General features: G+C 62.0%; 18 protein-coding genes, 1 tRNA gene and 1 pseudogene. 14 read left to right on the plus strand and 6 right to left on the minus strand.

Features of this window, described 5'->3' with window-relative positions:
* Positions 1–118: 118 nt before the first annotated feature.
* The 5 genes from rbfA (at position 119) to LCU97_RS06925 (ending at position 4,331) form a co-directional block, all read left to right on the plus strand.
* Positions 119–514 (plus strand): 30S ribosome-binding factor RbfA, encoded by a 396-nt coding sequence (gene rbfA / locus LCU97_RS06905; RefSeq protein ID WP_053152142.1) that lies wholly within the window; start codon positions 119–121, stop codon positions 512–514.
* Between the two features lie 3 nt (positions 515–517).
* Positions 518–1,435, plus strand: coding sequence for a tRNA pseudouridine(55) synthase TruB (gene truB, locus LCU97_RS06910; RefSeq protein WP_053152143.1), 918 nt, complete (start codon positions 518–520; stop codon positions 1,433–1,435).
* Positions 1,436–1,579: 144 nt separating this feature from the next.
* Positions 1,580–1,849 carry a 30S ribosomal protein S15 gene (rpsO, locus tag LCU97_RS06915; protein ID WP_039592311.1) on the plus strand — a complete coding sequence of 90 codons (270 nt, stop codon included), beginning with the start codon at positions 1,580–1,582 and terminating at the stop codon, positions 1,847–1,849.
* 175 nt (positions 1,850–2,024) lie between these two features.
* Positions 2,025–4,130: a polyribonucleotide nucleotidyltransferase gene (gene pnp / locus LCU97_RS06920; RefSeq protein WP_053152145.1), complete on the plus strand. Its 2,106-nt coding sequence runs from the start codon at positions 2,025–2,027 to the stop codon at positions 4,128–4,130.
* A 125-nt stretch (positions 4,131–4,255) separates the two neighbouring features.
* A tRNA-Thr gene (locus LCU97_RS06925) sits at positions 4,256–4,331 on the plus strand.
* A gap of 13 nt (positions 4,332–4,344) precedes the next feature.
* On the opposite strand, the gene LCU97_RS06930 is transcribed toward LCU97_RS06925, so the two are convergent.
* Positions 4,345–4,686, minus strand: coding sequence for a type II toxin-antitoxin system HicB family antitoxin (locus LCU97_RS06930; protein WP_053152146.1), 342 nt, complete (start codon positions 4,684–4,686; stop codon positions 4,345–4,347).
* A pseudogene (locus LCU97_RS06935) lies at positions 4,683–4,817 on the minus strand (type II toxin-antitoxin system HicA family toxin); the annotation flags it as partial. The pseudogene LCU97_RS06935 and the gene LCU97_RS06930, both read right to left, overlap by 4 nt.
* Before the next feature lie 320 nt (positions 4,818–5,137).
* On the opposite strand from LCU97_RS06935, the gene LCU97_RS06940 reads away from it, so the two are divergent.
* Positions 5,138–5,443 carry a DUF6388 family protein gene (locus tag LCU97_RS06940; RefSeq protein WP_232775982.1) on the plus strand — a complete coding sequence of 102 codons (306 nt, stop codon included), beginning with the start codon at positions 5,138–5,140 and terminating at the stop codon, positions 5,441–5,443.
* Between the two features lie 39 nt (positions 5,444–5,482).
* Here the strand turns inward: LCU97_RS06940 and nadC are convergent, their stop codons facing one another.
* On the minus strand, positions 5,483–6,331 hold the full coding sequence (gene nadC, locus LCU97_RS06945; protein WP_053152152.1) for a carboxylating nicotinate-nucleotide diphosphorylase: 849 nt from the start codon (positions 6,329–6,331) through the stop codon (positions 5,483–5,485).
* A gap of 291 nt (positions 6,332–6,622) precedes the next feature.
* Between nadC and LCU97_RS06950 the strand changes: the two genes are divergently transcribed.
* The 4 genes from LCU97_RS06950 to LCU97_RS26770 all read left to right on the plus strand — a co-directional run bounded on the left by LCU97_RS06950 (position 6,623) and on the right by LCU97_RS26770 (position 12,481).
* A complete protein-coding gene (locus tag LCU97_RS06950; protein WP_232775983.1) occupies positions 6,623–8,833 on the plus strand; it encodes a DUF1631 domain-containing protein in 2,211 nt (736 codons plus the stop codon).
* Positions 8,834–8,897: 64 nt separating this feature from the next.
* Positions 8,898–9,470, plus strand: a complete 573-nt coding sequence (ampD, locus tag LCU97_RS06955) for a 1,6-anhydro-N-acetylmuramyl-L-alanine amidase AmpD (protein ID WP_232775984.1) — start codon at positions 8,898–8,900, stop codon at positions 9,468–9,470.
* Entirely contained in the window at positions 9,467–10,303 is an 837-nt protein-coding gene (gene ampE, locus LCU97_RS06960; protein ID WP_232775985.1) for a regulatory signaling modulator protein AmpE, read from the plus strand. Before ampD ends, ampE begins: the two co-directional genes overlap by 4 nt.
* A 1,473-nt stretch (positions 10,304–11,776) precedes the next feature.
* Positions 11,777–12,481 carry a methyl-accepting chemotaxis protein gene (locus LCU97_RS26770; protein WP_408636366.1) on the plus strand — a complete coding sequence of 235 codons (705 nt, stop codon included), beginning with the start codon at positions 11,777–11,779 and terminating at the stop codon, positions 12,479–12,481.
* 504 nt (positions 12,482–12,985) lie between these two features.
* Here the strand turns inward: LCU97_RS26770 and LCU97_RS06970 are convergent.
* Positions 12,986–13,762, minus strand: a complete 777-nt coding sequence (locus LCU97_RS06970; RefSeq protein ID WP_053152161.1) for a TatD family hydrolase — start codon at positions 13,760–13,762, stop codon at positions 12,986–12,988.
* 2 nt (positions 13,763–13,764) lie between these two features.
* Entirely contained in the window at positions 13,765–14,760 is a 996-nt protein-coding gene (cra, locus tag LCU97_RS06975; protein ID WP_053152164.1) for a catabolite repressor/activator, read from the minus strand.
* Between the two features lie 276 nt (positions 14,761–15,036).
* On the opposite strand from cra, the gene ptsP reads away from it, so the two are divergent.
* The 4 genes from ptsP to LCU97_RS06995 all read left to right on the plus strand — a co-directional run bounded on the left by ptsP (position 15,037) and on the right by LCU97_RS06995 (position 22,335).
* Positions 15,037–17,901, plus strand: a complete 2,865-nt coding sequence (gene ptsP / locus LCU97_RS06980) for a phosphoenolpyruvate--protein phosphotransferase (RefSeq protein ID WP_232775987.1) — start codon at positions 15,037–15,039, stop codon at positions 17,899–17,901.
* On the plus strand, positions 17,901–18,842 hold the full coding sequence (gene pfkB / locus LCU97_RS06985; protein WP_053152168.1) for a 1-phosphofructokinase: 942 nt from the start codon (positions 17,901–17,903) through the stop codon (positions 18,840–18,842). The genes ptsP and pfkB overlap by 1 nt, the downstream gene beginning before the upstream one ends.
* A gap of 14 nt (positions 18,843–18,856) precedes the next feature.
* Positions 18,857–20,599 (plus strand): PTS fructose-like transporter subunit IIB, encoded by a 1,743-nt coding sequence (locus LCU97_RS06990; protein ID WP_232775988.1) that lies wholly within the window; start codon positions 18,857–18,859, stop codon positions 20,597–20,599.
* Between the two features lie 194 nt (positions 20,600–20,793).
* The gene (locus LCU97_RS06995; protein ID WP_232775989.1) at positions 20,794–22,335 is read left to right on the plus strand and encodes an alkaline phosphatase D family protein; all 1,542 of its coding nucleotides are present in this window, start codon (positions 20,794–20,796) and stop codon (positions 22,333–22,335) included.
* 132 nt (positions 22,336–22,467) lie between these two features.
* On the opposite strand, the gene LCU97_RS07000 is transcribed toward LCU97_RS06995, so the two are convergent.
* Positions 22,468–24,993 carry a PepSY domain-containing protein gene (locus tag LCU97_RS07000; RefSeq protein ID WP_232775990.1) on the minus strand — a complete coding sequence of 842 codons (2,526 nt, stop codon included), beginning with the start codon at positions 24,991–24,993 and terminating at the stop codon, positions 22,468–22,470.
* Positions 24,994–25,372 lie beyond the last annotated feature (379 nt).

The raw sequence follows: 25,372 nt of genomic DNA on the forward strand, positions 1-25,372 counted from the left end.
GCGCGGTCTCGCCGGCGGACTCTAAACGCAACGCCCGGTCCGGCTTTTCGCCAGGCCGGGCGTTTGCCGCTTTCAGACCTTGCGGGTTTCACCGCGGGGCAGTAACAGGTAACAAGACATGGCAAAAGAATATAGCCGTACCCAACGCATCGGCGATCAGATGCAGCGCGAGCTGGCCCAGTTGATCCGCCGCGAAGTCAAGGATCCACGTGTAGGCCTGGTCACCATCACTGCGGTGGAAGTCAGTCGTGACGTCGGTCATGCGAAGATTTTCATCACCGTGATGGGCCAGGACAGCGCCGATGACATCGGCCAGAGCATCAAGGTGCTCAACTCGGCCGCCGGCTTCCTGCGCATGCAGTTGGCCCGGGAAATGAAGCTGCGCAGTGTTCCACAGCTGCATTTCCACTACGACGAAAGCGTCGCACGGGGTGCCCATTTGTCGGCGCTGATCGAGCGCGCCGTGGCTGAAGACAGCCAGCACGCCGCCGAACCCGAAGACACCAAGGAGTAACCGGTGGCTCAGGTCAAGCGTATACGTCGTAACGTGAGCGGTATCATCCTGCTCGACAAGCCGTTGGGGTTCACCTCCAACGCGGCCTTGCAAAAGGTTCGCTGGTTGCTCAACGCCGAGAAGGCAGGGCATACCGGCAGCCTCGATCCGCTGGCCACCGGTGTGCTGCCGTTGTGCTTTGGCGAGGCGACAAAGTTTTCCCAGTACCTGCTCGATTCCGACAAGGGTTACGAGACCGTGGCACAACTGGGCAAGACCACCACCACGGCGGATGCCGAAGGTGAGGTTTTGCGCGAGCGTCCGGTGACCGTTGGTCAGGCTGATATCGAAGCTGTGTTGCCGGGATTTCGCGGGCAAATCAACCAGATACCGCCGATGTACTCCGCGCTCAAGCGTGACGGGCAGCCGCTGTACAAGCTGGCCCGTGCAGGTGAAGTAGTGGAGCGTGAACCGCGTTCTGTTACTATTGCGCGCTTGGAATTGCTGGCCTTTGACGGTAATACTGTCCGGCTTGCCGTGGATTGCAGCAAAGGCACCTATATCCGGACCCTGGTGGAAGATATTGGTGAACAGCTCGGCTGTGGTGCGTACGTGGCGCAATTACGACGGACCCAGGCGGGACCTTTCACGTTGGCCCAGACGGTCACGCTGGAAGAACTGGAAGCGGCACATGCCGAAGGCGGCAACGAAGCGGTGGATCGTTTCCTGATGCCGTCGGACAGCGGGCTGCTGGACTGGCCGCTGCTGCAGTTCTCGGAACACAGCGCGTTCTACTGGCTCAACGGCCAGCCGGTACGTGCCCCGGATGCGCCGAAGTTCGGCATGGTCCGGGTACAGGATCACACCGGTCGCTTCATCGGTATTGGCGAAGTGAGCGAGGACGGGCGTATTGCGCCGCGTCGACTGATTCGGTCGGAATGACCGGAACCCGACTGTGTAACAGCAGGCGGGCGAGTGTGGCTGTCAACAGGCACGGTCATCACTCATTTATAGATACAGGGATCTGTCCCTGGCCTGTTGGTACGGTTTCCTCGGAAACGGTACCTTGAACAAGAGGAAAGCCACATGGCACTCAGCGTTGAAGAAAAAGCTCAGATCGTGACCGACTACCAGCAAGCTGTTGGTGACACTGGTTCGCCAGAAGTGCAAGTTGCACTGCTGACCGCCAACATCAACAAACTGCAAGGTCACTTCAAGGCCAACGGTAAGGATCACCACTCCCGTCGTGGTCTGATCCGCATGGTAAACCAGCGTCGCAAGCTGCTGGACTACCTCAAGGGCAAGGACGTTAATCGTTACAGCACCTTGATCGGCCGCCTGGGCCTGCGTCGCTAATCAGCGATTGCGCTATGAGGTTGGTGGTCTGCCAGTTGCCCGCGTTCGCGTCGGTGGCCGGCAGGCTCCCAGCCTCAAGTTTTATCTGGACAGTCGTTGGGCCGATTCCCCGCACTGCCCAAGAATTTCGCAAGAAGACAAGTTTCCCCAAGAGCCACAAAGAAGGTAGGACACCGTGAACCCGGTAATCAAGAAATTCCAGTTCGGTCAGTCGACCGTCACCCTCGAGACTGGCCGTATCGCCCGTCAGGCCTCCGGCGCAGTGCTGGTCACCGTTGACGATGACGTCAGCGTGTTGGTGACCGTCGTCGGTGCCAAGCAGGCTGATCCAGGCAAGGGCTTTTTCCCTCTGTCTGTCCACTACCAGGAAAAGACTTACGCTGCCGGTAAGATCCCTGGCGGTTTCTTCAAGCGCGAAGGTCGTCCTTCCGAGAAGGAAACCCTGACTTCCCGACTGATCGACCGTCCGATCCGTCCGCTGTTCCCTGAAGGCTTCATGAACGAAGTGCAGGTTGTCTGCACCGTCGTTTCCACCAGCAAGAAGACCGATCCGGACATCGCTGCGATGATCGGTACCTCGGCTGCGCTGGCCATCTCCGGCATCCCTTTCGACGGTCCTATCGGCGCTGCCCGCGTTGCGTTCCACGAAAGCACCGGCTACCTGCTGAACCCGACCTACGAGCAACTGAAGGCGTCGAGCCTGGACATGGTCGTGGCCGGTACTTCCGAAGCCGTGCTGATGGTTGAGTCCGAAGCCAAGGAACTGACCGAAGACCAGATGCTGGGCGCCGTACTGTTCGCCCACGACGAGTTCCAGGTCGTGATCAACGCCGTCAAGGAGCTGGCCGCCGAAGCCGCCAAGCCAACCTGGACCTGGGCTCCCCAGCCAGAAGCCACCGAACTGCTGGGCGCGATCCGTGCCGAGTTCGGCGAAGCGATCTCCCAGGCCTACACCATCACCATCAAGGCCGACCGTTACGCGCGTCTGGGCGAGCTGCGTGACCAGGTGGTTGCCAAGTTCTCCGGCGAAGAAGGCCAGCCTTCGGCCAGCGACGTCAAAGCCGCTTTCGGCGAGATCGAATACCGCACCGTTCGTGAAAACATCGTCAACGGCAAGCCACGTATCGACGGTCGCGATACCCGCACTGTACGTCCGCTGAACATCGAAGTCGGCGTTCTGCCGAAGACCCACGGTTCGGCGCTGTTCACCCGTGGCGAAACCCAGGCTCTGGTCGTTGCAACGCTGGGCACCGCCCGTGACGCGCAACTGCTGGACACCCTGGAAGGCGAGAAGAAAGACCCGTTCATGCTGCACTACAACTTCCCTCCGTTCTCGGTGGGCGAGTGTGGCCGCATGGGTGGTGCCGGTCGCCGCGAAATCGGTCACGGCCGCCTGGCCCGTCGTTCGGTCCAGGCCATGCTGCCGGAAACCGATTCGTTCCCGTACACCATCCGCGTGGTTTCGGAAATCACCGAGTCCAACGGTTCGAGCTCCATGGCTTCGGTCTGCGGCGCTTCCCTGGCGCTGATGGATGCGGGCGTGCCGATGAAGGCACCGGTTGCCGGTATCGCCATGGGCCTGGTGAAGGAAGGTGAGAAGTTCGCCGTCCTGACCGACATCCTGGGCGACGAAGACCACCTGGGCGACATGGACTTCAAAGTGGCCGGTACCGCCAAGGGCGTGACCGCACTGCAGATGGACATCAAGATCAAGGGCATCACCGAAGAGATCATGGAAATCGCCCTGGGCCAGGCCCTGGAAGCGCGCCTGAATATCCTCGGCCAAATGAACCAGGTCATCGGTCAGTCCCGTACCGAGCTGTCGGAAAACGCTCCGACCATGATCTCGATGAAGATCGACACCGACAAGATCCGTGATGTCATCGGTAAGGGCGGCGCGACCATCCGTGCGATCTGTGAAGAAACCAAGGCTTCGATCGACATCGAAGACGACGGCTCGATCAAGATCTTCGGCGAAACCAAGGAAGCGGCAGAGGCAGCACGCCAGCGCGTCCTGGGTATTACCGCCGAGGCCGAGATCGGCAAGATCTACGTCGGCAAGGTCGAGCGTATCGTTGACTTCGGCGCCTTCGTCAACATCCTGCCTGGCAAGGACGGTCTGGTTCACATCTCCATGCTGAGCGACGCTCGTGTGGAAAAAGTGACCGACATCCTGAAGGAAGGCCAGGAAGTGGAAGTGCTGGTACTGGACGTGGACAACCGCGGCCGTATCAAGCTGTCCATCAAGGACGTCGCAGCAGCCAAGGCATCGGGCGTTTAATCAGCCCTTTGCCTGACCGCTGAACAGCAAAACGCCCCGACTGGTTCGGGGCGTTTTGCTGTGTGGCGAAAATCCTTGCGCCGCCGGTTGCCTGGCCACAGGTGACGATGCTAGGTTTAGCCACCGCCCGTGTAGCTCAGTCGGTAGAGCAGCGCACTCGTAACGCGAAGGTCGCAGGTTCGATTCCTGTCTCGGGCACCAACGCTTCCTTCGTCTACGCGTGGTGCTGTAGATATTCGTTCAGCGCCTGGCGCGTCAGGTCGTTCAGCGATACGTTTTGACGGGTCGCAGCCAGAGCTGCTGCTAGGTGCAGGTCATGACCGATGCGCACATTGAACGAGCCTTTACATGGGAGTTCTGGCTTCTGTCCCAGTCGTTGGCAGGTTTGCAGATAATCGTCCACCGCTTCGCGGAAGGCCGTTTCAAGTTCGGCCACGGTTTGTCCCTCATAGCTCACCAGCGCCCGTATGAACAATAGCTTCCCGAACAGACATTTGTCCTCGGTGCTTGCTTCAATTGAGCCGACATAGCCTTTGTACTGTAGCTGAGCGCTCATGGAATCAAACCTCCCGTTTTTAGCTGCTCAATAATCTGACGCCTTATATACGTCTTGAGCTCGTTACCCGGATGGGGTCTGTGCAGACTGATCATCGCGCTTGGATTCCCGTTATCGAATTTGACCCTGCTGCTGACTGGTCAATGGGCATGCATGGCCACTGAAGCCGGAGTGTTGGGCAGCGAAATTTATAAGGGCTAGGCATCATGAATGGGTAACAAGAAACTGTAACCGGACGCGTCCCTTCTAACCTTTCTCTTCGACTCCGGTTGTTGCACTGGCTTGCGTCTCTGCTAGGATTCCTTGCCTCAACGAAACATTGCTCTGTTTTCAGATGATCCTCCGAATGGTTCTGAAGGCCAGGTAAACCGGGCAAGTCACGGTGTCCTGTGTCAGAGAGATCCTTGAATGATCCAGATCCATCCCCATTCCTCCGATCAGCGAGAACGACATGACGGCTAAAGAACTGACGCAAGAAGCCAGACACGAAGAAGCCCTGCGCAAGTACGCCCTGGACACGCCTCAGTTACTGGAAGAAATCAAGGACCTGAGCGCCGAGGACCAGAAAGACCAGATCCAGTGGGCGTTCGAAGACGAGGCCGAGGCCCAGGGGTTGCAGCCTTGGGAGCTGACGCTCAAGTACACCAGCACGCCTGAAGAGTTCGAGGCGCAGCGCCTGGCCTTGCACAAGGAGGCGGCCGAGGTGCTGGGTGTGGAGTGGGAAGAGTACTGCGAGATGAATAATCTGGAGGTCTGAGAAAAACGCCAGCCTCTTCGGGGCTGGCGTTTTTTCGTATCAAAGGCTCAGTCGCATCGATAGATCCACCGCCTTCACATCCTTGGTCATCGCCCCGATCGAAATGTAATCCACGCCAGTTTCGGCAATCGGGCGCAAGGTGCTTTCGTTGATCCCGCCGCTGGCTTCCAGTTTGGCCTTGCCGCCGTTCAGGCGTACGGCTTCGCGCATGTCGTCCAGGCTCAGTTCGTCGAGCATGATGATGTCGGCATCGGCCGCCAGTGCTTCTTTCAGCTCTTCCAGGCTCTCCACTTCGACTTCCACCGGTTTGCCCGGCGCGATCCTGTGGGCGGCGGCAATGGCCTGGGCGATGCCGCCACAGGCTGCGATGTGGTTTTCCTTGATCAGGAAGGCGTCGTAGAGGCCGATGCGGTGGTTATGGCAGCCACCGCAGGTCACGGCGTACTTCTGGGCCAGGCGCAACCCAGGCAGGGTCTTGCGGGTGTCCAGAAGCTTGACTTGGGTATCGGCGACGAAATCGGCCAGGTAGCGAGCACGGGTGGCGACGCCCGAGAGCATTTGCAGGAAGTTCAGCGCACTGCGTTCGCCGGTCAGCAATGAGCGGGCCGGGCCTTCGAGATGGAATAGCGCTTGATCGGGGCTGACCCGGTCGCCGTCGCGCACTTGCCAATGTACCGCGACGCGTGGGTCCAGTTGCCGGAAGACTGCATCGACCCAGGCGGTGCCGCTGATGATCGCCGACTCGCGGGTAATGATGGTGGCCTTGGCCAGGCGTTCGGCGGGGATCAATTGCGCGGTGATATCGCCGCCGCCGATGTCTTCGAGTAACGCACGGCGCACATTGGCTTCGATTTCAGCGGTCAGGTCGGCGAGACGTAGGTTCGGCATAGCGGGCTCCACAAACAAAGTGGCCCGATTATAGGGCCAGCGCCCTGTCCCACAAGCATTGTTCCTTCCCGACGGCGGATGTGCCCGTCATGTCGTCCGAGCCGGTTGGCCTGCATTTGGTCGGCTCCACGCAACATTTTCCCGATTTCCCGGTCACTTATTGCGATGTATTTCGAGCTGGGTCACAGAGTCCTCTGGTGCGACGGGGTTCTTTTACCAGATAATCCGCCTTTCGATTGACGTCATGGCTTTGACGTTGCCAACCGAAGAACACCGTTTCAGGAGGCCAGGATGCACAACGACGGGAATGTAGTGCCCTTGCACAAGGTTTCTACCGATCAGGCGAACCGTTCGCCGCTCGCCCGTTTGCCTGTCATTCTGCTTCAGGTTCGCGACAAGGCTGCCCAGCAGTTGCGCCTGGGTCTGCAGGAACTGTTCGATAACGCCGACGACACCCTGTTCGAAATGGCCGACCGGGCGCGTAACGATGTCGAGCAGAACCTGTTCTTCGAAGCCATGCGGGACGTGCGGCTCAAACGCAAGAGCATCGAGCGCGAGTTCATTGATCAGTTTTTCGAAGCGTTCGTCAGGCTCGCCCAGTACGACGTGACCCAGGCAACGCTGGCTCCCGCTGTGGCCGGCCCTCAGATCCAGTCGAGCCACGACGACCTGGAGCGCCATCTGGCAGTGGAGGCCATGGTCACCCGCGTGCTTGGCCGCGATGGGGCGTCGCTCGATCAGCTGACGGCCCGGCTCAGCGCGTTGCTGGCTCGGCCGATGACCAACGCCCAGAATCCCTTGAGCCCGGCACTGTTGTGCGAAAATTTCCTGCAGGCCGGCCGCAACCTGGGAGTGGAGATCAAGGTCAAGCTGATCCTGCTCAAGCTGTTCGAGCGTTATGTGCTCAGCGAGTGCGACCGGTTCTATGCCGAGGCCAATCAATTGCTGGCTGCCACAGGCATCTTGCCGGACCTCAAGATTTCGCCGTCTCGACGTGCCTCGGATCGCATCGACGATACTCCCCAAGCCGTGCCAGAGAGAACGGCCAGGCCGAGCGCCGCCGACGTCGATGACAGCGTGCAGGAAGTATTCGCTGCGTTGCAGAAGCTGTTGATGCAGGTGCGCGGCAGCGTCGCGCCGACCCTGGAGCCCAGCGCGCCCGCCCAGCCGATTTCGACCCGTGACCTGCTGCGGCTGCTCTCTCATTTGCAGCAGTACGTGCCGGCGCCCACCCAGCAGGACGAATTCGATCTGCGCAGCCAGCTTGAACAACTGCTGACCCGCGTCAGTGTCAAGAGCGGCAAATCGCGGGTCGTCGAAGGTGCCGATGAAGACGTGATCAACCTGATCGCGATGATGTTCGAATTCATCCTCGATGACCATAATCTGCCGGACTCCCTCAAGGCGCTGATCGGTCGCCTGCAAATCCCGATGCTCAAGGTGGCGGTGCAGGACAAGAGTTTCTTCAGCCGAGGCAACCATCCGGCCCGGCGTCTGCTCAATGAAATCGCCGCCGCGGCCATGGGCTGGGGCGCCTGCGACGATCATCAGCGTGACAGCCTTTACTTGCGCATCGAACAGGTTGTGCAGCGTCTGTTGAATGATTTCGTCGATGATCCGGCGATTTTCTCCGAAGTGCTGGCGGATTTTCTGGCCTTCACCAGCGATGAGCGACGCCGCTGCGAGCTGCTCGAACAGCGCATCCGAGACGCGGAAGAAGGGCGGGCCAAGGCCGAACTGGCGCGTCAACGGGTCGAGGGCGCGTTGAACCAGGTGATGCTCGGCAAGACGCTGCCTCAGGCGGTGGTGGAGTTTGTGCAACAAGCCTGGAGCCAGGTGCTGTTGCTGACAGGTTTCAAGCACGGCGAGGATTCGCAGGAGTGGCGGGCCGACGTTCTGACCCTGGAACAGTTGATCTGGAGCGTTCAGAGTCACGATGAACCCGACGCAGGCCTGCGGCTGTTGGCCATGGTGCCGGAGTTGCTCAAGGCGTTGCGCGAAGGGTTGAGCCGTTCGGCTTTCGACCCGTTCGCTACCAGCGAATTTTTCAGTGAGCTGGAAGTCCTGCATGTGCAGGCCCTGCAGCGTATGGGCCAGGCGACGGAACAAGCCCGGTCGTCCGACTCGCCAGTCATGGTCGAGGTTTCGGAGAAAATTGTCCTGCGTCCCGCGCACAAGGCACCTGCCGACAACATGGCGGTGCGCTTGCCGGCCGATGACGTGGGCCTGCTTCAGGTCGACCAGTTGCGCCTGGGAAGCTGGGTCGAGTTCCAGGAAGATGAGGAAAACAGCTTGCGCTGCAAGCTGGCGGCGATTATCGAAAGCACCGGCAAATACGTGTTCGTCAACCGCACCGGTCTCAAGGTGCAGGAGCACAGCCGTACCAGCCTGGCGCTGGAGTTCCGCCGTGGCGCGGCGCGGGTATTGGACGACACCTTGTTGTTCGACCGGGCCCTGGAGTCGGTGCTGGGTAATCTGCGGCAACTCAATCGCGGCAAGTGATCGCATAGTCCGGACCGATCACGGCATACTGACGGTATTCATCGTCGTCATCGAAGGAACCTGTATGCAGCTGGACCCCGTGAGCGGGTGGTGCGAAGGCGTGCGTCATTGCCCCTCGCCCAACTTCAATGCGCGCCCCGAGGGCGAGATCTCCCTGCTGGTGATCCATAACATCAGCCTTCCACCGGCCCAGTTCGCCACGGGCAAGGTCCAGGAATTCTTCCAGAACCGTCTGGATGTCACGGAACACCCCTACTTTGAAGGTATCGCCGAGCTGCGCGTGTCCGCGCATTTCCTGATCGAGCGGGACGGCGTCGTCACCCAATTTGTCTCCTGCCTGGAGCGGGCATGGCACGCCGGGGTTTCGTGCTTCGAAGGCCGGGAGACCTGTAACGATTTTTCCATTGGCATCGAGTTGGAAGGTACCGACGATCTGCCCTACACCGACGCGCAATATGCCGTCCTGGTAGACCTGACGCGGCAGTTGCAGTTCGCGTTCAGCTCGATCACCGTGGAGCGCATTTGCGGGCACAGCGACATCGCTCCGGGGCGCAAGACCGATCCGGGTCCGGCATTCGACTGGACGCGCTATCGCGGGGCTCTGACAGGGGCGCTGACAGAAGGAAAAGGACAATGAGTTTTCTGGTATTGCTGCTGGCCATCTGGATCGAGAAGTTCTCGGCCTTGCGCCAGCGTATCCAGCGCGACGGCGGGTGGCTGCGGGAGTTGAACAGGCTCGAGGCAAGCCCGCGTTGGGTCAATCGGCCTTGGCTGGTGTTGAGCGTGATGGTCGTGCTCCCCGTCGCAGTGCTGGCGTTATTGTTGTGGGTGCTGGAACCGGTGGCCTATGGTCTGCTGGCCCTACCGGTACACTTGCTGGTGGTGATCTACAGTCTGGGGCGGGGGGATCTGCTGGCCGACCTGGGGCCGTTTCGCGATGCCTGGCGGCGTGAAGACCTGCAAGCAGCGACCCATGTGGCCAAGCGTGATCTGGCTATCGAGGCGGACACGGGCGAGCAACTGCTGGATCGCGTCCAGGGGCATCTGTTGTGGCAAGCCTACCAGAGCTTCTTCGCGGTGATTTTCTGGTACTTCCTGCTGGGTCCGGTGGCGGCCCTGAGCTATCGCCTGCTGGCGCTGGCCGCCGGACACAGCCAGAACCCCGGCGTAGCCGAGCGGGCGGCACAACTGCGCCATGCATTCGACTGGGTACCGGTGCGGCTGTTGGCGGCCAGTTTCGCCCTGGTGGGCAACTTTGTGGCGGTCAGCCGGATCATGCTGCATGAATTGCTGAACTGGAACATCAGTGCCGCCCAGCTGATCGATAAGGTGGGTCTCGCCGCAGGAGAGATTTCCCAACCCGTGGCCGGGCCGGACGGCATCAACAGCCTGGATCGACTCTGGGAGCTGCTGTTGCGTGCGGCAGTGCTTTGGTACGCCGGGTTCGCGTTGTGGACCGTGCTGGCCTGAACGATGGCTCAGGTCGGCCTCGTTAACCTTAAGTTACAAATCTCCCCTTCGATTTAGGCTATACAGGGACAGCGCCACGAGTAGTGGCTTTCTGCTGTCTCTGTGCGCGCGACCATAAGAATAAAAACACTACCGGGAGGCTTCCTTGTGAAGAGTTTGCTCTGGCCCGCCGTCGCCCTGATGAACCGCCTGAGCTTTGGCATGAAGTTCAGCCTGATCAGTGTGCTGTTCCTGCTGCCGATGCTGGTGACCAACTTTTTTCTGGTGCGTGACTCCTACCGTGAATTCCAGGGCACCCAAGTGGAATTGCAGAGCCTCGACCTGCTGGGCAGCAGCCTGGCCCTGCGCCGCGATCTGGAAACCCTGAATAACCTGGTGCAAATCAATGCCAGCCTGGGCCAGTCCGGCAAGGCCGGCGATGTGGAAGCAAAGATCGGCACGCTCGAGCAACAAGTCCTCGCGCGCCTGCAAGGCATGACTGCCATGGCCGTGGAGCCCGAGCACGTGGCGGCCTTCGATGCCAAGCGCGACGAAATGATCGCTGCATTCAAAGCCCAGCAGGCCGAAAGCTCCCTGCAGAGTAAAAGTGCCCTGATCGGCAAGCTGCTCAACAGCGCGCAGATGTTCAGCCAGATCATCGCCAGCCAGGCAGGCCTGAGTCGTGACGGTCAGGGCGATATCCGCCAGCTCAGCGAGTTGATCACCGCCGTGACCCCTAACGTGACCCAAGTCCTGGGCGAAGGTCGCGCGCTGGGTGCTTCGTCGTTGGGGCTTGGGTTCCTTAATTCGGCGTCCAGCACCCGGTTCGACGAATTGCTGGTGCAGATCGAAAAGCTCCAGGGCGAATACGACCTGAAGTTACAGGACGCCCTGGGCTCGAGTCGGGCGGCGGGACAAGCGCTGGCCGAGCCTGCAGGGGCCAGCAAGAACACCCTCAAGAAGGCGGCGGAGCTGATCGAAGAGCAGGTGGTGATGGCTGATACCCTCGATGCACCCTGGCCGGCCTTCTACGATCAGGTCAGCGGATTGATGGAGCAGACTTACCGGTTGAACGAGGCGACTCAGGGGTTCCTTGGCGTCCAGTTGCAACACCGCCTGGAACAGAACCGCAGCCACATGGTGATGCAAGCCGTGGCGCTGGCGGCGGTGTTTTTGCTGATTTTCTATTTGTATGCCGGCTTCTATGCCTCGACCCGCACTACCTTGCAACACTTGGGGCAAATGATGGACAAAGTGGCGGCGGGGGACATGACGGTCAATTTCGTGGCCCGCAGCAAGGATGAATTGGGTGAGTTGGGCGAGGTGTTCAACGGTACGGTCGCGAAGATTCATGACCTGATCGAGCAGGTTGGTCGCACCGTCGCTGAGGTTGAGCGTCAGGCCGGACAAGTGGAAACGGTATCGGCGCAGAGCAACCAGGCGGTTGCCGGCCAACGCAGCCAGATTGAGCTGGTGGCCACGGCGATGAACCAGATGTCCGCTACCGCCCAGGAAGTGGCTCGCAGCGCGGCCGCCGCAGTCAGCAGCGCCCACAGCGTGAACGACGAAACCCTCAGTGGCCGTGGGCTGGTGGAATCCCAGCAAGGCAGCATCGCCCGGCTGGCCAGTGAGATCGACCAGTCGGTTCAGGTGATCAATCAATTGGCGACCGACAGTCAGTCCATCAGCCGCGTGCTGGACGTGATCAAGAGCATCGCCGAACAGACCAACCTGTTGGCCCTCAACGCCGCCATCGAAGCAGCTCGGGCGGGCGAACAGGGCCGTGGCTTTGCCGTGGTGGCGGATGAGGTGCGGACACTGGCCAAGCGGACCCAGCAATCGACCGAAGAAATCGAAGCGATGATCAGTCGGCTACACGGCGGTGTAGGCGCTGCCGTCAGGGCGATGGGGACCAGTCATGAAATGGCCAGCGGCACGGTGGGGCAGTCGGAAAAGGTCCAACAGGCGCTGGAAAATATCCTCGGTGCCGTCGGAATGATTGTCGACCAGAACCAGCAGATCGCTGCCGCCGTAGAGCAGCAGACAGCCGTGGCCCACGACATCGACCAGAACATCGTCGAAATCAACCGCGCCGGCGAACGCACCGCCGAAGGCGCGCACCAGACGGAAAACGCCAGCCGGGAACTGTCCGCCCAGGTGGTGCGGCTCAAGCAGTTGATCAATGCGTTTCGGGTGTAGCTGTTCCAGTGTGGGAGCGAGCAGGCTCGCGATAGCGGACTGATGATTGACCGGGGGTATATCCGTTACTTCGGTGACGGCCACCTATGGTTTCGCCCTTACGGCGACTTACTTTCTTTCAGACGCCCGGAATGCCGGCCCAGAAAGAAAATAAGCAAAGAACGCTCCGCCCCAGCGTACGGCCCCTCGCCAAGGCTCGGGGTTCCTTCGCTCCGGCATTCATCAGGGGGCATCGGCTCCGGTCCGCTGCGCTTGACCTCCACTCGATGGGTTCGACGGCGTCGAACGGCGCTGCGCGCCATCCCCCTGATGAACGCCTGCGCTCAGCCTTCCGAAGGGGCGGGTGGATCAAAAGCCGCGGCGCGGCCTATGGCTCGACACGGCTCTTGAAGGCATACACCGGCCCATTGTGGGAGCGGGCTTGCTCGCGAAGGCGGTGAGTCAGTCGATGCAAATGTTGAATGACAGACCGCAATCGCGAGCAGGCTCGCTCCCACCGATTTTTTACCAACCGAATAATTGGCGGGCGTTGGCTGTGCTGGCCTCGGCCAGCCGCTCAGGACCCACTGACATAATCCGCGCCAATGCCTCGCAAATGGCCGGCAGATGCGCTGGGCTGTTGCGCTGGCCCGCAAACATCGCCGGGGCCATGTCCGGTGAGTCGGTTTCCAGCACCACGGCGTCGAGGGGCAGCTTCGCCAATACCCGGTGCATGCGCAGGGCCTGGGGCCAGGTCGCGGCGCCGCCCAAGCCGAGCTTGAAGCCGAGCTTGATGTATTCGCGGGCTTCTTCAAAACTGCCGGCGAAGGCATGGATGATCCCGGCGCGTTTGAGTTCGATGCGTTTGAGGGTCGCGATCACCGCCGCATGGCTGCGGCGTACGTGGATCAGTGCCGGCAGCTCGAACTCTGCCGCCAGGTGCAGTTGCGCTTCGAACAGCGTTTGCTGGCGCTCGCGGTCCAGGGTTTGGATGTAGTAATCCAGGCCGATTTCCCCCACCGCACACAGTTGCCGATGCCCGGCCAGGCGGTTCAGCCAGTCCCGCAATTGCGTGGGATCGTCGGCGCGATGCTGATCGAGGTACACCGGATGCAGGCCCAGCGCGGCATGCAGATCCGGGTCGCTCTGCACCAGGTCCCAGACACGCTGCCAGTTGTCTCGATACACCCCCAGCACCACCATCTGGCGAACCCCCAGGGCACGGCTTTCGGCCAGCAGTGCCGGGCGGTCCGCGTCGAAGTCGGGAAAGTCCAGGTGGGTGTGGGTGTCGATCAGTTCCATGGTCAGCCTGGATGGATGCGCTGCTTGAATGTCCGCGCGATGGCCTGCACGCCGGGTTGGTACTGATCGTTCTCGATGGCCGCCAGGGCCAGCTCCAGCGCTTTGTCGGCGATCAGTTGGTGCTGCTGGGACATGGCGTTGACCGGCAACGGCAGGAAGTCCAACAGTTGCGTGTCGCCAAACGTGCCCAGGCGTAAGGGGCGGGATTTGAGCGGAAAGTCGTGCAGGGCGTCGAACACCCCTTGCAGCAGTACATAAGAGGTGGTGATCAGCGCATCGGGCAGGTGACCCAGGCGCTCGAGCATCTCTTCCATCAATTGGCGACCGCATTCGCGGCTGAACGATTCGCCCTGTTCGATCAACACCTGGCCGTCAAACCCCGTCAAGGCTTCACGGAAACCCGCGGCCCGTTCCTGGCTGATGCTCAGTTCGGGGCGGGCGCCGATCAGGGCGATTTGCCGGGGTTGGGTCTCCAGCAGGCTGCGGGTCAGTTGCAGACTGGCCTGGCGATCGTCGCTGATCACCGAGCAGAAGCGGGCGGGTTCCATCACCCGGTCAATGGCGATAATCGGAATACCCTTGGCCTGCAACTGGTGATAACTGTCATCGCCTGCCGGCAGGCAACTGGCAACGATCAGCGCATCGCAGCGGCGGGCGCGGAACAGTTGCAAGAGCTGCCGCTCGCTGTCGGGCGCGTCGTCGGAGCTGGCGATCAGCAATTGATAGCCCTGCGCCCGGGCGCCCTGTTCCAGCAACTTGGCGATGCGTGCGTAACTGGGGTTCTCCAGATCCGGCAGGATGAAGCCCAGCGTACGGGTGTGCCGACTGCGCAGCCCGGCGGCCTGGGGGTTGGGCGTGAAGCCATGTTCCTCGACCACCGCACGGACCCGTTCGACAGTCGCGTTGCTGATGCGTTGCTGTTCGGCCTTGCCGTTGATGACGTAGCTGGCGGTGGTGACGGACACACCGGCCAACTGGGCGATATCACTGAGTTTCAACCCGGTTTTCCTTGTGTTTTCGAGGTTGCCGCGACAATGAGCAGCCATCCTACCCGATTCAGCGTGACAGACGCTTTCGACAAGTTGCACTTCAAGGATGAAAGATTATCGAGTAACGTGCCATTCTTTCTAGATTAAACGTTTCAGCAAGCGTATTTTCTAGCTTAGTAGGCTTTTTTGGCCGTTCTGCCGCGATACCGCCAAAAGCCATCCTGTAACGCTAAGCTGTCATTCAAAACAATACCTGGCGCCCTCCGACGCCAAAAAGGAGAAAGCATGCTCGAGCTCAATCCAGAGCAGATTTCCATGGCCCAGACGGCTGTGGATAAAGCCGCCGCGCTGCAATTGCTCGCTGACAAACTGGTTGCCGATGGCCTGGTGGCCGAGGGGTATCTCGCCGGCTTGCAGGCCCGCGAAGCGCAGGGCTCGACCTTTCTTGGCCAAGGTATCGCCATTCCCCACGGTACTCCTGAAACCCGCGACCTGGTTCATGCGACTGGCGTGCGCTTGTTGCAGTTCCCCGACGGCGTGGATTGGGGCGATGGTCAAATCGTTTACCTGGCGATCGGTATCGCGGCCAAATCCGACGAGCATCTGCGTCTTCTGCAACTGTTGACCCGTGCCCTTGGCGAGACCGATCTGGGCCAGGCCCTGCGGCGTGCCAGTTCCGCCGAGGCGTTGTTGAAATTGCTGCAAGGCGCACCACAGGAGTTGGCCCTGGACGCGCAGATGATCGGTCTGGGCGTATCGGCCGACGATTTCGAAGAGCTGGTCTGGCGTGGCGCCCGGCTGCTGCGTCAGGCCGATTGCGTGAGCAACGGGTTCGCCGGCGTCTTGCAGCAGGTTGACGCGCTGCCCCTGGGGGACGGCTTGTGGTGGCTGCACAGTGAGCAGACCGTCAAGCGTCCGGGCCTGGCGTTCGTGACGCCGGACAAGCCCATCCGTTATCTGGGCCAGCCCCTGAGCGGTCTGTTCTGTCTCGCCAGCCTTGGCGAGGCTCACCAGGCCTTGCTGGAACGGCTCTGTGCCTTGCTGATCGAAGGCCGCGGCCACGAACTGGGCCGCGCCACCAGCAGCCGCAAGGTGCTGGAAGTGCTGGGCGGTGAACTGCCCGCCGACTGGCCCAGCGCCCGCATCGGTCTGGCCAACGCCCATGGTCTGCATGCCCGTCCGGCGAAGATTCTGGCGCAACTGGCGAAAAGCTTCGAAGGCGAGATTCGTGTGCGCATCGTCGACGGCCAGGACAGCGCGGTGTCGGCTAAAAGCCTGAGCAAGTTGCTGAGCCTGGGGGCCCGTCGTGGTCAGGTGCTGGAGTTCATCGCTGAACCGACCATTGCCGCCGATGCGTTGCCGGCCCTGCTGGCCGCCATCGAGGAAGGCCTTGGCGAAGACGTTGAACCGTTGCCTGCGCCCAGTGCTCCGCAGGAGTCCACCCTGGCCGAAGTGGCGACCGTTGTCCTGGCGCCTGAGTCCGGCAGCGTGATCCAGGCGGTGCCAGCCGCTCCCGGCATTGCCATCGGGCCGGCCCACGTCCAGGTCCAGCAGGCCATCGATTATCCGCTGCGCGGCGAGTCGGCGGCCATCGAGCGCGAGCGCCTGCAAAACGCCTTGAATCAAGTGCGCCGTGATATCGAAGGGCTGATCGAGCGCGCCAAGGCCAAGGCCATCCGCGAAATCTTCGTGACCCACCAGGAAATGCTCGACGATCCGGAGCTGACCGATGAAGTCGACACCCGTTTGAAGCTGGGTGAGAGCGCGCAAGCGGCGTGGATGGGCGTGATCGAAGCCGCCGCGAAAGAACAGGAAGCCTTGCAGGACGCACTGCTCGCCGAACGTGCCGCCGACCTGCGGGACGTGGGCCGCCGGGTGCTGGCGCAATTGTGTGGCGTCGAAACGCCGAACGAACCCGATCAACCGTACATCCTGGTGATGGACGAGGTCGGCCCGTCCGATGTGGCGCGTCTGGACCCGACCCGTGTGGCGGGGATTCTGACGGCGCGCGGCGGCGCCACCGCCCACAGTGCGATTGTCGCCCGAGCCCTGGGTATCCCGGCGCTGGTGGGCGCCGGGGAGGCGGTGCTGCTGCTGGCACCGGGTACGTCGCTGCTGCTCGACGGCCAGCGCGGTCGCCTGCACGTGGACCCGGACGCAGCCACCCTGCAACGGGCCGCCGAAGAACGGGACACCCGCGAGCAGCGTCTCAAGATCGCTGCCGAACAGCGTCACCAACCCGCCCTGACCCGCGACGGCCATCCGGTGGAGGTGTTCGCCAACATCGGCGAAAGCGCCGGCGTCGCCAGCGCGGTGGAGCAGGGCGCCGAAGGCATCGGCCTGTTGCGCACCGAACTGATTTTCATGGCCCACACCCAGGCACCGGACGAAGCCATCCAGGAAGCCGAATACCGCAAGGTGCTCGATGGCCTGGCCGGTCGGCCGCTGGTGGTGCGCACCCTCGACGTGGGGGGCGACAAACCGCTGCCATATTGGCCGATCGCCAAGGAAGAAAACCCTTTCCTCGGCGTGCGCGGCATTCGTCTGACCCTGCAACGCCCGCAGATCATGGAAGCGCAACTGCGTGCCTTGCTGCGTTCGGCGGACAACCGTCCGTTGCGGATCATGTTCCCCATGGTCGGCAGCGTCGAGGAGTGGCGCCAGGCCCGGGACATGACCGAGCGTTTGCGCCAGGAAATCCCCGTGGCGGACCTGCAACTGGGGATCATGATCGAAGTGCCGTCCGCCGCGTTGCTGGCGCCGGTGCTGGCCAAGGAAGTTGATTTCTTCAGTGTCGGTACCAACGACCTGACCCAATACACCTTGGCCATCGATCGTGGTCACCCAAGCCTTTCGGCCCAGGCCGATGGCCTGCATCCGGCGGTGTTGCAACTGATCGACATCACCGTGCGCGCCGCCCATGCCCATGGCAAGTGGGTCGGTGTGTGCGGTGAGCTGGCGGCCGACCCGCTGGCGGTGCCGGTGCTGGTAGGCTTGGGTGTGGATGAACTGAGCGTGTCGGCCCGCAGCATCGCCGAGGTCAAGGCACGGGTACGCGAACTGACCCTCGAACAGGCCAAGGCCCTCGCCCAGGAGGCGCTGGCTGTGGGTAGCGCCAATGACGTGCGCGCATTAGTGGAGGCGCTGTAATGGCGAAGATTCTTACCCTGACCCTCAACCCGGCGCTCGACCTCACGGTGGAACTCGTGCGCCTGGAACCCGGCCAGGTCAACCGCAGCGATGCCATGCACAGCCACGCCGCCGGTAAAGGCGTGAACGTGGCCCAGGTCCTGGCCGACCTGGGGCATACGCTGACCGTCAGCGGTTTTCTCGGCGAAGACAACGCCCAGGCGTTCGAGACGCTGTTCGCCCAGCGCGGTTTCGTCGATGCCTTTATCCGGGTGCCCGGTGAAACCCGTAGCAACATCAAGTTGGCCGAGCAAGATGGACGCATCACCGATCTCAATGGTCCCGGCCCGATGGTCGACGAGGCCGCGCAACAAGCCTTGCTGGCGCGACTGGACCAGATCGCCCCGGAGCACGATGTCGTGGTGGTGGCGGGCAGTTTGCCCCGAGGGGTCAGTCCACAATGGTTGCAGGGACTGGTCACGCGCTTGAAAAGCCTCGGCCTGAAAGTGGCCCTCGACACCAGCGGCGAAGCGTTGCGCGTCGCGCTGGCGGCCGGCCCCTGGCTGATCAAGCCGAACACTGAAGAGCTGGCCGATGCGCTGGGCTGCGAGGTGGTGACGGAGCGGGCCCAGGCACACGCGGCCCAACGGCTGCACACCGAGGGCGTCGAACATGTGGTGATTTCCCACGGTGCCGAGGGTGTGAACTGGTTCAGTGGCGGTTCGGCGCTGCACGCTTCGCCGCCCAAGGTCACCGTTGCCAGCACCGTGGGCGCCGGGGACTCACTGCTGGCGGGCATGCTGCATGGCCTGCTCGGAGTCCACACTCCGGAGCAGACCCTGCGTACCGCAACGGCCATCGCCGCCATGGCTGTTACACAGATCGGTTTTGGCATCCACGACACCGCGTTGCTGGCGTCGCTTGAACAGGGCGTGCGCGTGCGCTCCCTGACAGAACAATAAGAGGGTTCGCAAGAATGAAATTAGCCATTGTGACGGCCTGCCCGAACGGCATGGTCACCAGTGTGTTGTGCGCCCGCCTGCTGGACGCGGCGGCCCAGCGCCAGGGATGGAGCACCAGCGTCGAAGTCCACGATGCGGCCCATCCGGAACGCCAATTGTCGGCGGCTACCCTTGAAGCGGCCGAATGGGTCCTGCTGGTTGCCAGCGGCCCGGTGGATTTGTCGCGGTTCGTCGGCAAACGCCTGTTCCGCAGCACCCCGTCCCAGGCATTGCAGGACGTCGACTCGGTGTTGCGGCGCGGTGCCGAAGAAGCCCAGGTGCTACGTGAAACGGATGTCCTGGAAGAAGCTCCTGCGGTATCGAGCGAGAGCGCCCCACGCATCGTCGCCATCACCGCTTGCCCGACCGGTGTCGCCCATACCTTCATGGCCGCCGAAGCCTTGCAACAAGCCGCGACGAAATTGGGTTATGACCTGCAAGTTGAAACCCAGGGGTCGGTGGGGGCACGCAATCCGTTGAGCCCTCAGGCCATCGCGGATGCGGACGTGGTGCTGCTGGCCACCGACATCGAGGTCGCTACGGAGCGTTTTGCCGGAAAGAAGATTTACCGCTGCGGCACCGGTATCGCCCTGAAGCAGCCCGAAGCCACGCTGAAAAAAGCCCTGGCCGAAGGCCGCCAGGAAAGCGCCTCGAACGCCAGTACAGAACCGGCGAAGTCGGAGAAGACCGGCGTCTACAAGCACTTGTTGACTGGCGTGTCGTTCATGCTGCCCATGGTGGTGGCGGGTGGTTTGTTGATCGCGTTGTCCTTTGTGTTCGGCATTACCGCGTTCAAGGAGCCCGGCACGCTGGCGGCAGCGTTGATGCAGATCGGCGGTGACACCGCCTTCAAATTGATGGTGCCGTTGCTGGCCGGTTACATCGCCTATTCCATCGCTGACCGGCCGGGCCTGGCACCGGGGATGATCGGCGGGATGCTGGCGAGTACCCTCGGCGCCGGCTTCATCGGTGGCATCATCGCCGGTTTCCTGGCCGGCTATGTGGCCAAGGCGATCAACCGTTATGCCCGCCTGCCCCAGAGCCTGGAAGCCCTCAAGCCGATCCTGATCATTCCGTTGCTGGCGAGCCTGTTTACCGGATTGGTGATGATTTATGTGGTGGGCAAACCGGTGGCGGGCATGCTGGAAGGCCTGACTCATTTCCTCGACAGCATGGGCACCACCAACGCGATTCTGCTGGGTGTGTTGCTGGGGGCGATGATGTGCGTCGACCTTGGCGGGCCGATCAACAAGGCAGCCTATGCGTTTTCGGTGGGCCTGTTGGCTTCGCAGAGTTATGCACCGATGGCCGCGACCATGGCCGCCGGCATGGTGCCGCCGATTGGCCTGGGCATCGCGACGTTCATCGCCCGCCGCAAATTCGCCCAGACCGAGCGCGAGGCCGGCAAGGCGGCCCTGGTGCTGGGGCTGTGCTTCATCTCCGAAGGCGCTATTCCCTTCGCCGCCAAGGACCCGCTGCGGGTGATCCCCGCCAGCATCGCCGGCGGCGCGCTGACCGGTGCGCTGTCGATGTACTTCGGCTGCAAACTCATGGCGCCCCATGGCGGCCTGTTCGTGATGCTGATCCCCAATGCCATCAACCATGCGCTGTTGTACCTGCTGGCGATCGTGGCGGGAAGTCTGCTGACCGGCGTGGCGTATGCGCTGCTCAAGCGGCCGGAAGCGGTGGAGATGGCGTTGGAACCGGCCAAGGCTTGATCAAAACCACACCGCATCCCGATGTGGGAGCGGGCTTGCCCGCGAAAGCGCGGGGTCAGTCGATGAAAATGTTGCCTGACCCAGCGCCTTCGCGAGCAAGCCCGCTCCCACCTTTTGTTTTGCAGCGTTCAAAAAACCTGTCACACCCGATTAACACAGCCATGGTTTAGTTTCCCCATTTCAGGGAGAGCACCATGAGCGAATTCGATCCGAGCCGTCGTCGTGTCATGCAAGCCGTGGGGGCGGGGTTGTTGTTGCCGGGGTTGGCACCGGCGGTGATTGCCTCGGTGAAGGATCGTCCGGTGCTCACCGATGGCGTGCAGTCAGGCGACTTGAGGGGCGATCGGGCGATGATCTGGAGTCGCTGCGACCGTCCGGCGCGGATGGTGGTGGAGTGGGACACCCGCAGCCGTTTCCACAACCCCCGGCGGTTTGTCTCGCCCTTGGCCGACAGCCGCAGCGATTTCACCGCCCGGGTCGAGCTGACCGGGTTGCCGCGCGACCAGGCGATTTTCTACCGCGTGCGTTTCGAGGATGCCCGAACCGGAGTCGCCAGCGAGCCTTGGTTCGGTCACCTGCGCAGCGTGCCGCAATTCAGACGCAACATCCGTTTTGTCTGGAGTGGCGACACCGTCGGCCAGGGGTTCGGGATCAACCCGGACATCGGCGGTATGCGCATCTACGAAGCCATGCGCTTGCGCATGCCGGACTTCTTCATCCACAGCGGTGACACCATCTACGCCGACGGCCCGGTGCCCGCGCAGATCACCGTCGAAGGCGGCCGTGTCTGGCGCAATCTGACCACCGAAGCCAAGAGCAAGGTCGCCGAGACCCTGGATGAGTATCGCGGTAACTATCGCTATAACCTGATGGATGAAAACGTGCGGCGTTTCAACGCCGAGGTGCCGCAGATCTGGCAGTGGGACGACCACGAAGTGGTCAACAACTGGTCGCCGGGCAAACAACTGGACGAGCGCTACCAGACCAAGGATATCCAAAGCCTGGTAGGCCGGGCGCGGCAGGCCTGGCTGGAATACGCGCCGATGCGCCTGCAAAAGGCCGACGGCGGTGGGCGGATCTACCGCAAGCTCGGTTATGGGCCGATGCTGGACGTGTTCGTGCTGGACATGCGCAGCTACCGCGGCGCCAATGACGCCAACCTGGGGGCGGCGAAACCTTTCCTGGGCCGCGAACAGTTGAATTGGCTCAAGCGCGAGCTCAAGCAGTCCCGTGCCCAATGGAAAGTCATCGCCGCCGACATGCCCATCGGCCTGAGTGTGCCCGATGGCGAAGTCAGCCCTGGCGTCCCGCGCTGGGAGGCCGTGGCCAACGGCGATCCCGGTGAGGCCCAGGGCCGTGAAGTGGAGATTGCCGAGCTGCTGGGGTACCTGCGCAAGCATCAGGTACGCAACTACGTCTGGCTGACCGCGGATGTGCATTACTGCGCCGCCCATCACTATCATCCGGAACAGGCTGCATTCCAGGATTTCGAACCGTTCTGGGAGTTCGTCGCCGGGCCGTTGAATGCCGGCAGCTTCGGGCCCAACGCCCTGGACAAGACCTTCGGTCCCGAAGTGGTATTCCAGAAAGCCCCACCGGCCCAGAACACCTCGCCGTTTGCCGGGTACCAGTTCTTTGGCGAGGTGAACATCGACGGGCAGAGTGGCGAGATGAGCGTGGTGTTGCGGGACCTTGCAGGCGTGGCGGTGTTTGAGAAGAAGTTGCAGCCGGTCTGAATGCCTGCCGCAAATCTAGCCCTGTGGGAGCGGGCTTGCTCGCGAAGACGTTGGGTCAGTCAGCGATTTGTTGCCTGACATTTCGCTTTCGCGAGCAAGCCCGCTCCCACAAAGGAAGGTGTTGGCTTTAGATCAGTAAACGTCCCGCCGGTATCGCCCCTGCTCGATCAACCGCTCCACCTCTTCGGCGCCCAACACATTGTGAAGCACCTGATCCACCCCTGAAGCCATGCCTTGCAGGCTGCCGCAAACGTAGATCACCGCGCCGTCGGCCAGCCATTGCTTGAGCAGCGGGGCGGATTCCAGAAGGCGATGCTGGACGTAGACTTTCTGTTCCTGGTCCCGGGAAAACGCCAGGTCCAGGCGTTCCAAGTCGCCCGAAGTCACCCATTCTTGCAGCTCATCGCGGCAATGGAAGTCGTGTTCGCGCTGACGTTCGCCATACAGCAACCAGTTGCGCTGCATGCCTTGGGCGACACGGGCCTTGAGCAAGCTGCGCAGGCCCGCCAGGCCCGTGCCGTTGCCCAGCAGGATCATCGGCACGCCTTGGGGCGGCAGATGGAAACCGCTGTTGCGGCGTATCCGCAGCGTGATGCTGCCGCCCAGCGGAGCGTGCTCGGTGAGCCAACCGGAGCCGATACCCAGGCTGCCGTCGGCATGACGCTCCTGGCGCACGATCAGTTCGAGCACGCCATTGGCCGGGATCGAGGCGATGGAGTATTCACGAATCGCCAAGGGCGCCAACGCATCCAGCAGCGCCTGGGCATGCAAGCCCACCAGGTGGGCACGGTTCTCCGGCAACTGGCGGCTGGCCAACGCTTGTTCCAGGCTTTGAGGCAGACCGTCGACCTGCACGCGAGCGTTGCCGGCGATGCCCAGGCCGTCGAGAAAGTGCTCGATGGCCCACAAGTCATTGCGTGGCATGACCTCCACCAGATCACCGGCCAGCCAGCTGCCGGGCCCAGGGGCGGTGAGGCCCAGCAGGTACACGCCCGAACCGCTGCTGTCGGGGTTGAGCAAGGTGCGCTGGCTCAATGTCCAGTTCTCGAAGTTAGGGGTTTTCCAGGTCTCCAGCGGAGCCTGGCCGGTGAGTTCGGCCAGTTGCTGTTGCCAATGGCGCAGGGCATAAGGATCGCCGCTGTCCACTTCAACGGGGGCGAACAACGTCTTGCCGCCATGCTCGGCCAGCCAGGCGTGCAGGCGCCGGGCGAAGCCGCAGAAGTTTTCGTACTGCCGATCTCCCAGGCCCAGCACTGCATATTGCAAACGCTCCAGGCTCAGGGTGCGACCCAGCACCTTGCGTTCGAACCCCCGTGCGCTGTCTGGTCCTTCGCCGTCGCCAAAGGTGCTGACCACGAACAGAGCGTGGGTGGAATGGCTCAGGTCCTGTTCGCTGACAGCCGCCAAGGGCTGGACCTTCACAGGCAGGCCGGCGGCCTGGAGCTGGCCGGCGGTCTGCCAGGCCAGTTGCTCGGCGAAACCGCTCTGGCTGGCGAAGCCGATCAACCAGGCCGGCGCGTCGCCGGGGCGGGTGACCAGCGCCTGGCGAGCCTGCCTGGCCTGGCGTTTTTTGCGGCGGCGATCCAGGTACAGCAACCAACCGGTGATGAAGAACAACGGCATGGTCAGTGCGGCAACCGTCACGAGGATTCGCCCGACCAGGCCGAAATAACTGCCTACGTGCAAGGCATAGACGCTGGTCAACAGCTGGGCCTTGAGGCTCTTGTCGCTATAGCGGCTGTGGCGGCTGATAGCGCCCGTGGCCGGATCAAGCATGAGCTGGTTCAGTGCCCGGTCATGAGGCGAGTTCTTCAGCAGATAGAACACCGTCGCCGGTTGCCCGGCTACGGGTGGCATGCGCACGTTATAGGAAGACAGGTCCGGACCGGCGGCGCTGTAGATGCTGCTCCACATGGCCCGGTAGTCGGCCACCGGCGGCGGACCTTCCGGCGCCGGGCCTCGGTTGCGCACCCGCTCGTCCTTGGGCGAGTCGGACAGCAGGCGGGTCACGCCTTTGTTGTACCACTCGTAGGACCAGGTCAGGCCGGTCAACGCCGCCAGCAGGTAAAACACCAGGCACCAAGTGCCGGCCACCGAATGCAGGTCCCAGTTGAAACCGCGGCCTTTCTTCGCCCAATCGAGAGTGAGCCAGGCGCGCCAGTTTTTCCATTGGCGCGGCCAGCGCAGGTAAAGGCCGGACAGGCAGAAAAACACCAGAATCAGCGTGCAAGCGCCGGTGATTTGCCGACCCACGTCTTCCAGGGCCAGGATGCGGTGCAGCTTGAGCAGCAGGACGAAGAAATCCTGGCCCACCACATCGCCCACGAACTGGCCGTTGTACGGATTGAAGTAACGTATCGCCCCGCGTTTTTCACCGGGCGGGGCGGTGAAGATCGCCCGTGCGGCGTTGCCGCTGTCGATCTCGACCCAGAGCATGGCAACGGTTTTGCCCGAGGCGGCCTCGATCTGCTCCACCAACTCGGCGGGCGGCAGGACGCCGGCCGGTTGTTTTTCGACCGTCAACACGTGTGGGTTCAACGCCCGCAGGATCTCGTCCTGGAACGATACCGCCGCACCGGTAATGCCCATGAACGCCAGCACCAGCCCGGCGCTGATGCCGAAAAACCAATGCAACTGGAACAGGGTTTTCTTCAACACGTCGCCCGCCTTGTTCAATCAATACTGTTCATCACGGCGCGCATTATGCCGTGTGTTATCGAGAAGCATTCATAAATACGTACAAAAAGCCCCTGCCAGGTGCATGACCGGGGCTTGAGTGGAGTGGGTAGCGAATCCTGCGGGAGCGGGCGTGCTCGCGAAGGACTGGTAGTTGCCGTCCAGGGTGTAGCGTTGGGTCTGGAGTGGCGAATCGTTGCAGGAAGCCCTCCATCCTGAGATTCGCGCCATGGCCCTTGTTTATCGGCAGCGTTATTGACAACTGGCGAAGTAGTAGTGATGTCGTCGATTTGGCGCTGTTTTGTGTTTTAAGTTGAGAGGGACTGTCATTTAATGTCTGGTAATGACTGCGCATGCGTAG

Source organism: Pseudomonas uvaldensis (assembly GCF_021271205.1).
GTDB lineage: Bacteria > Pseudomonadota > Gammaproteobacteria > Pseudomonadales > Pseudomonadaceae > Aquipseudomonas > Aquipseudomonas uvaldensis.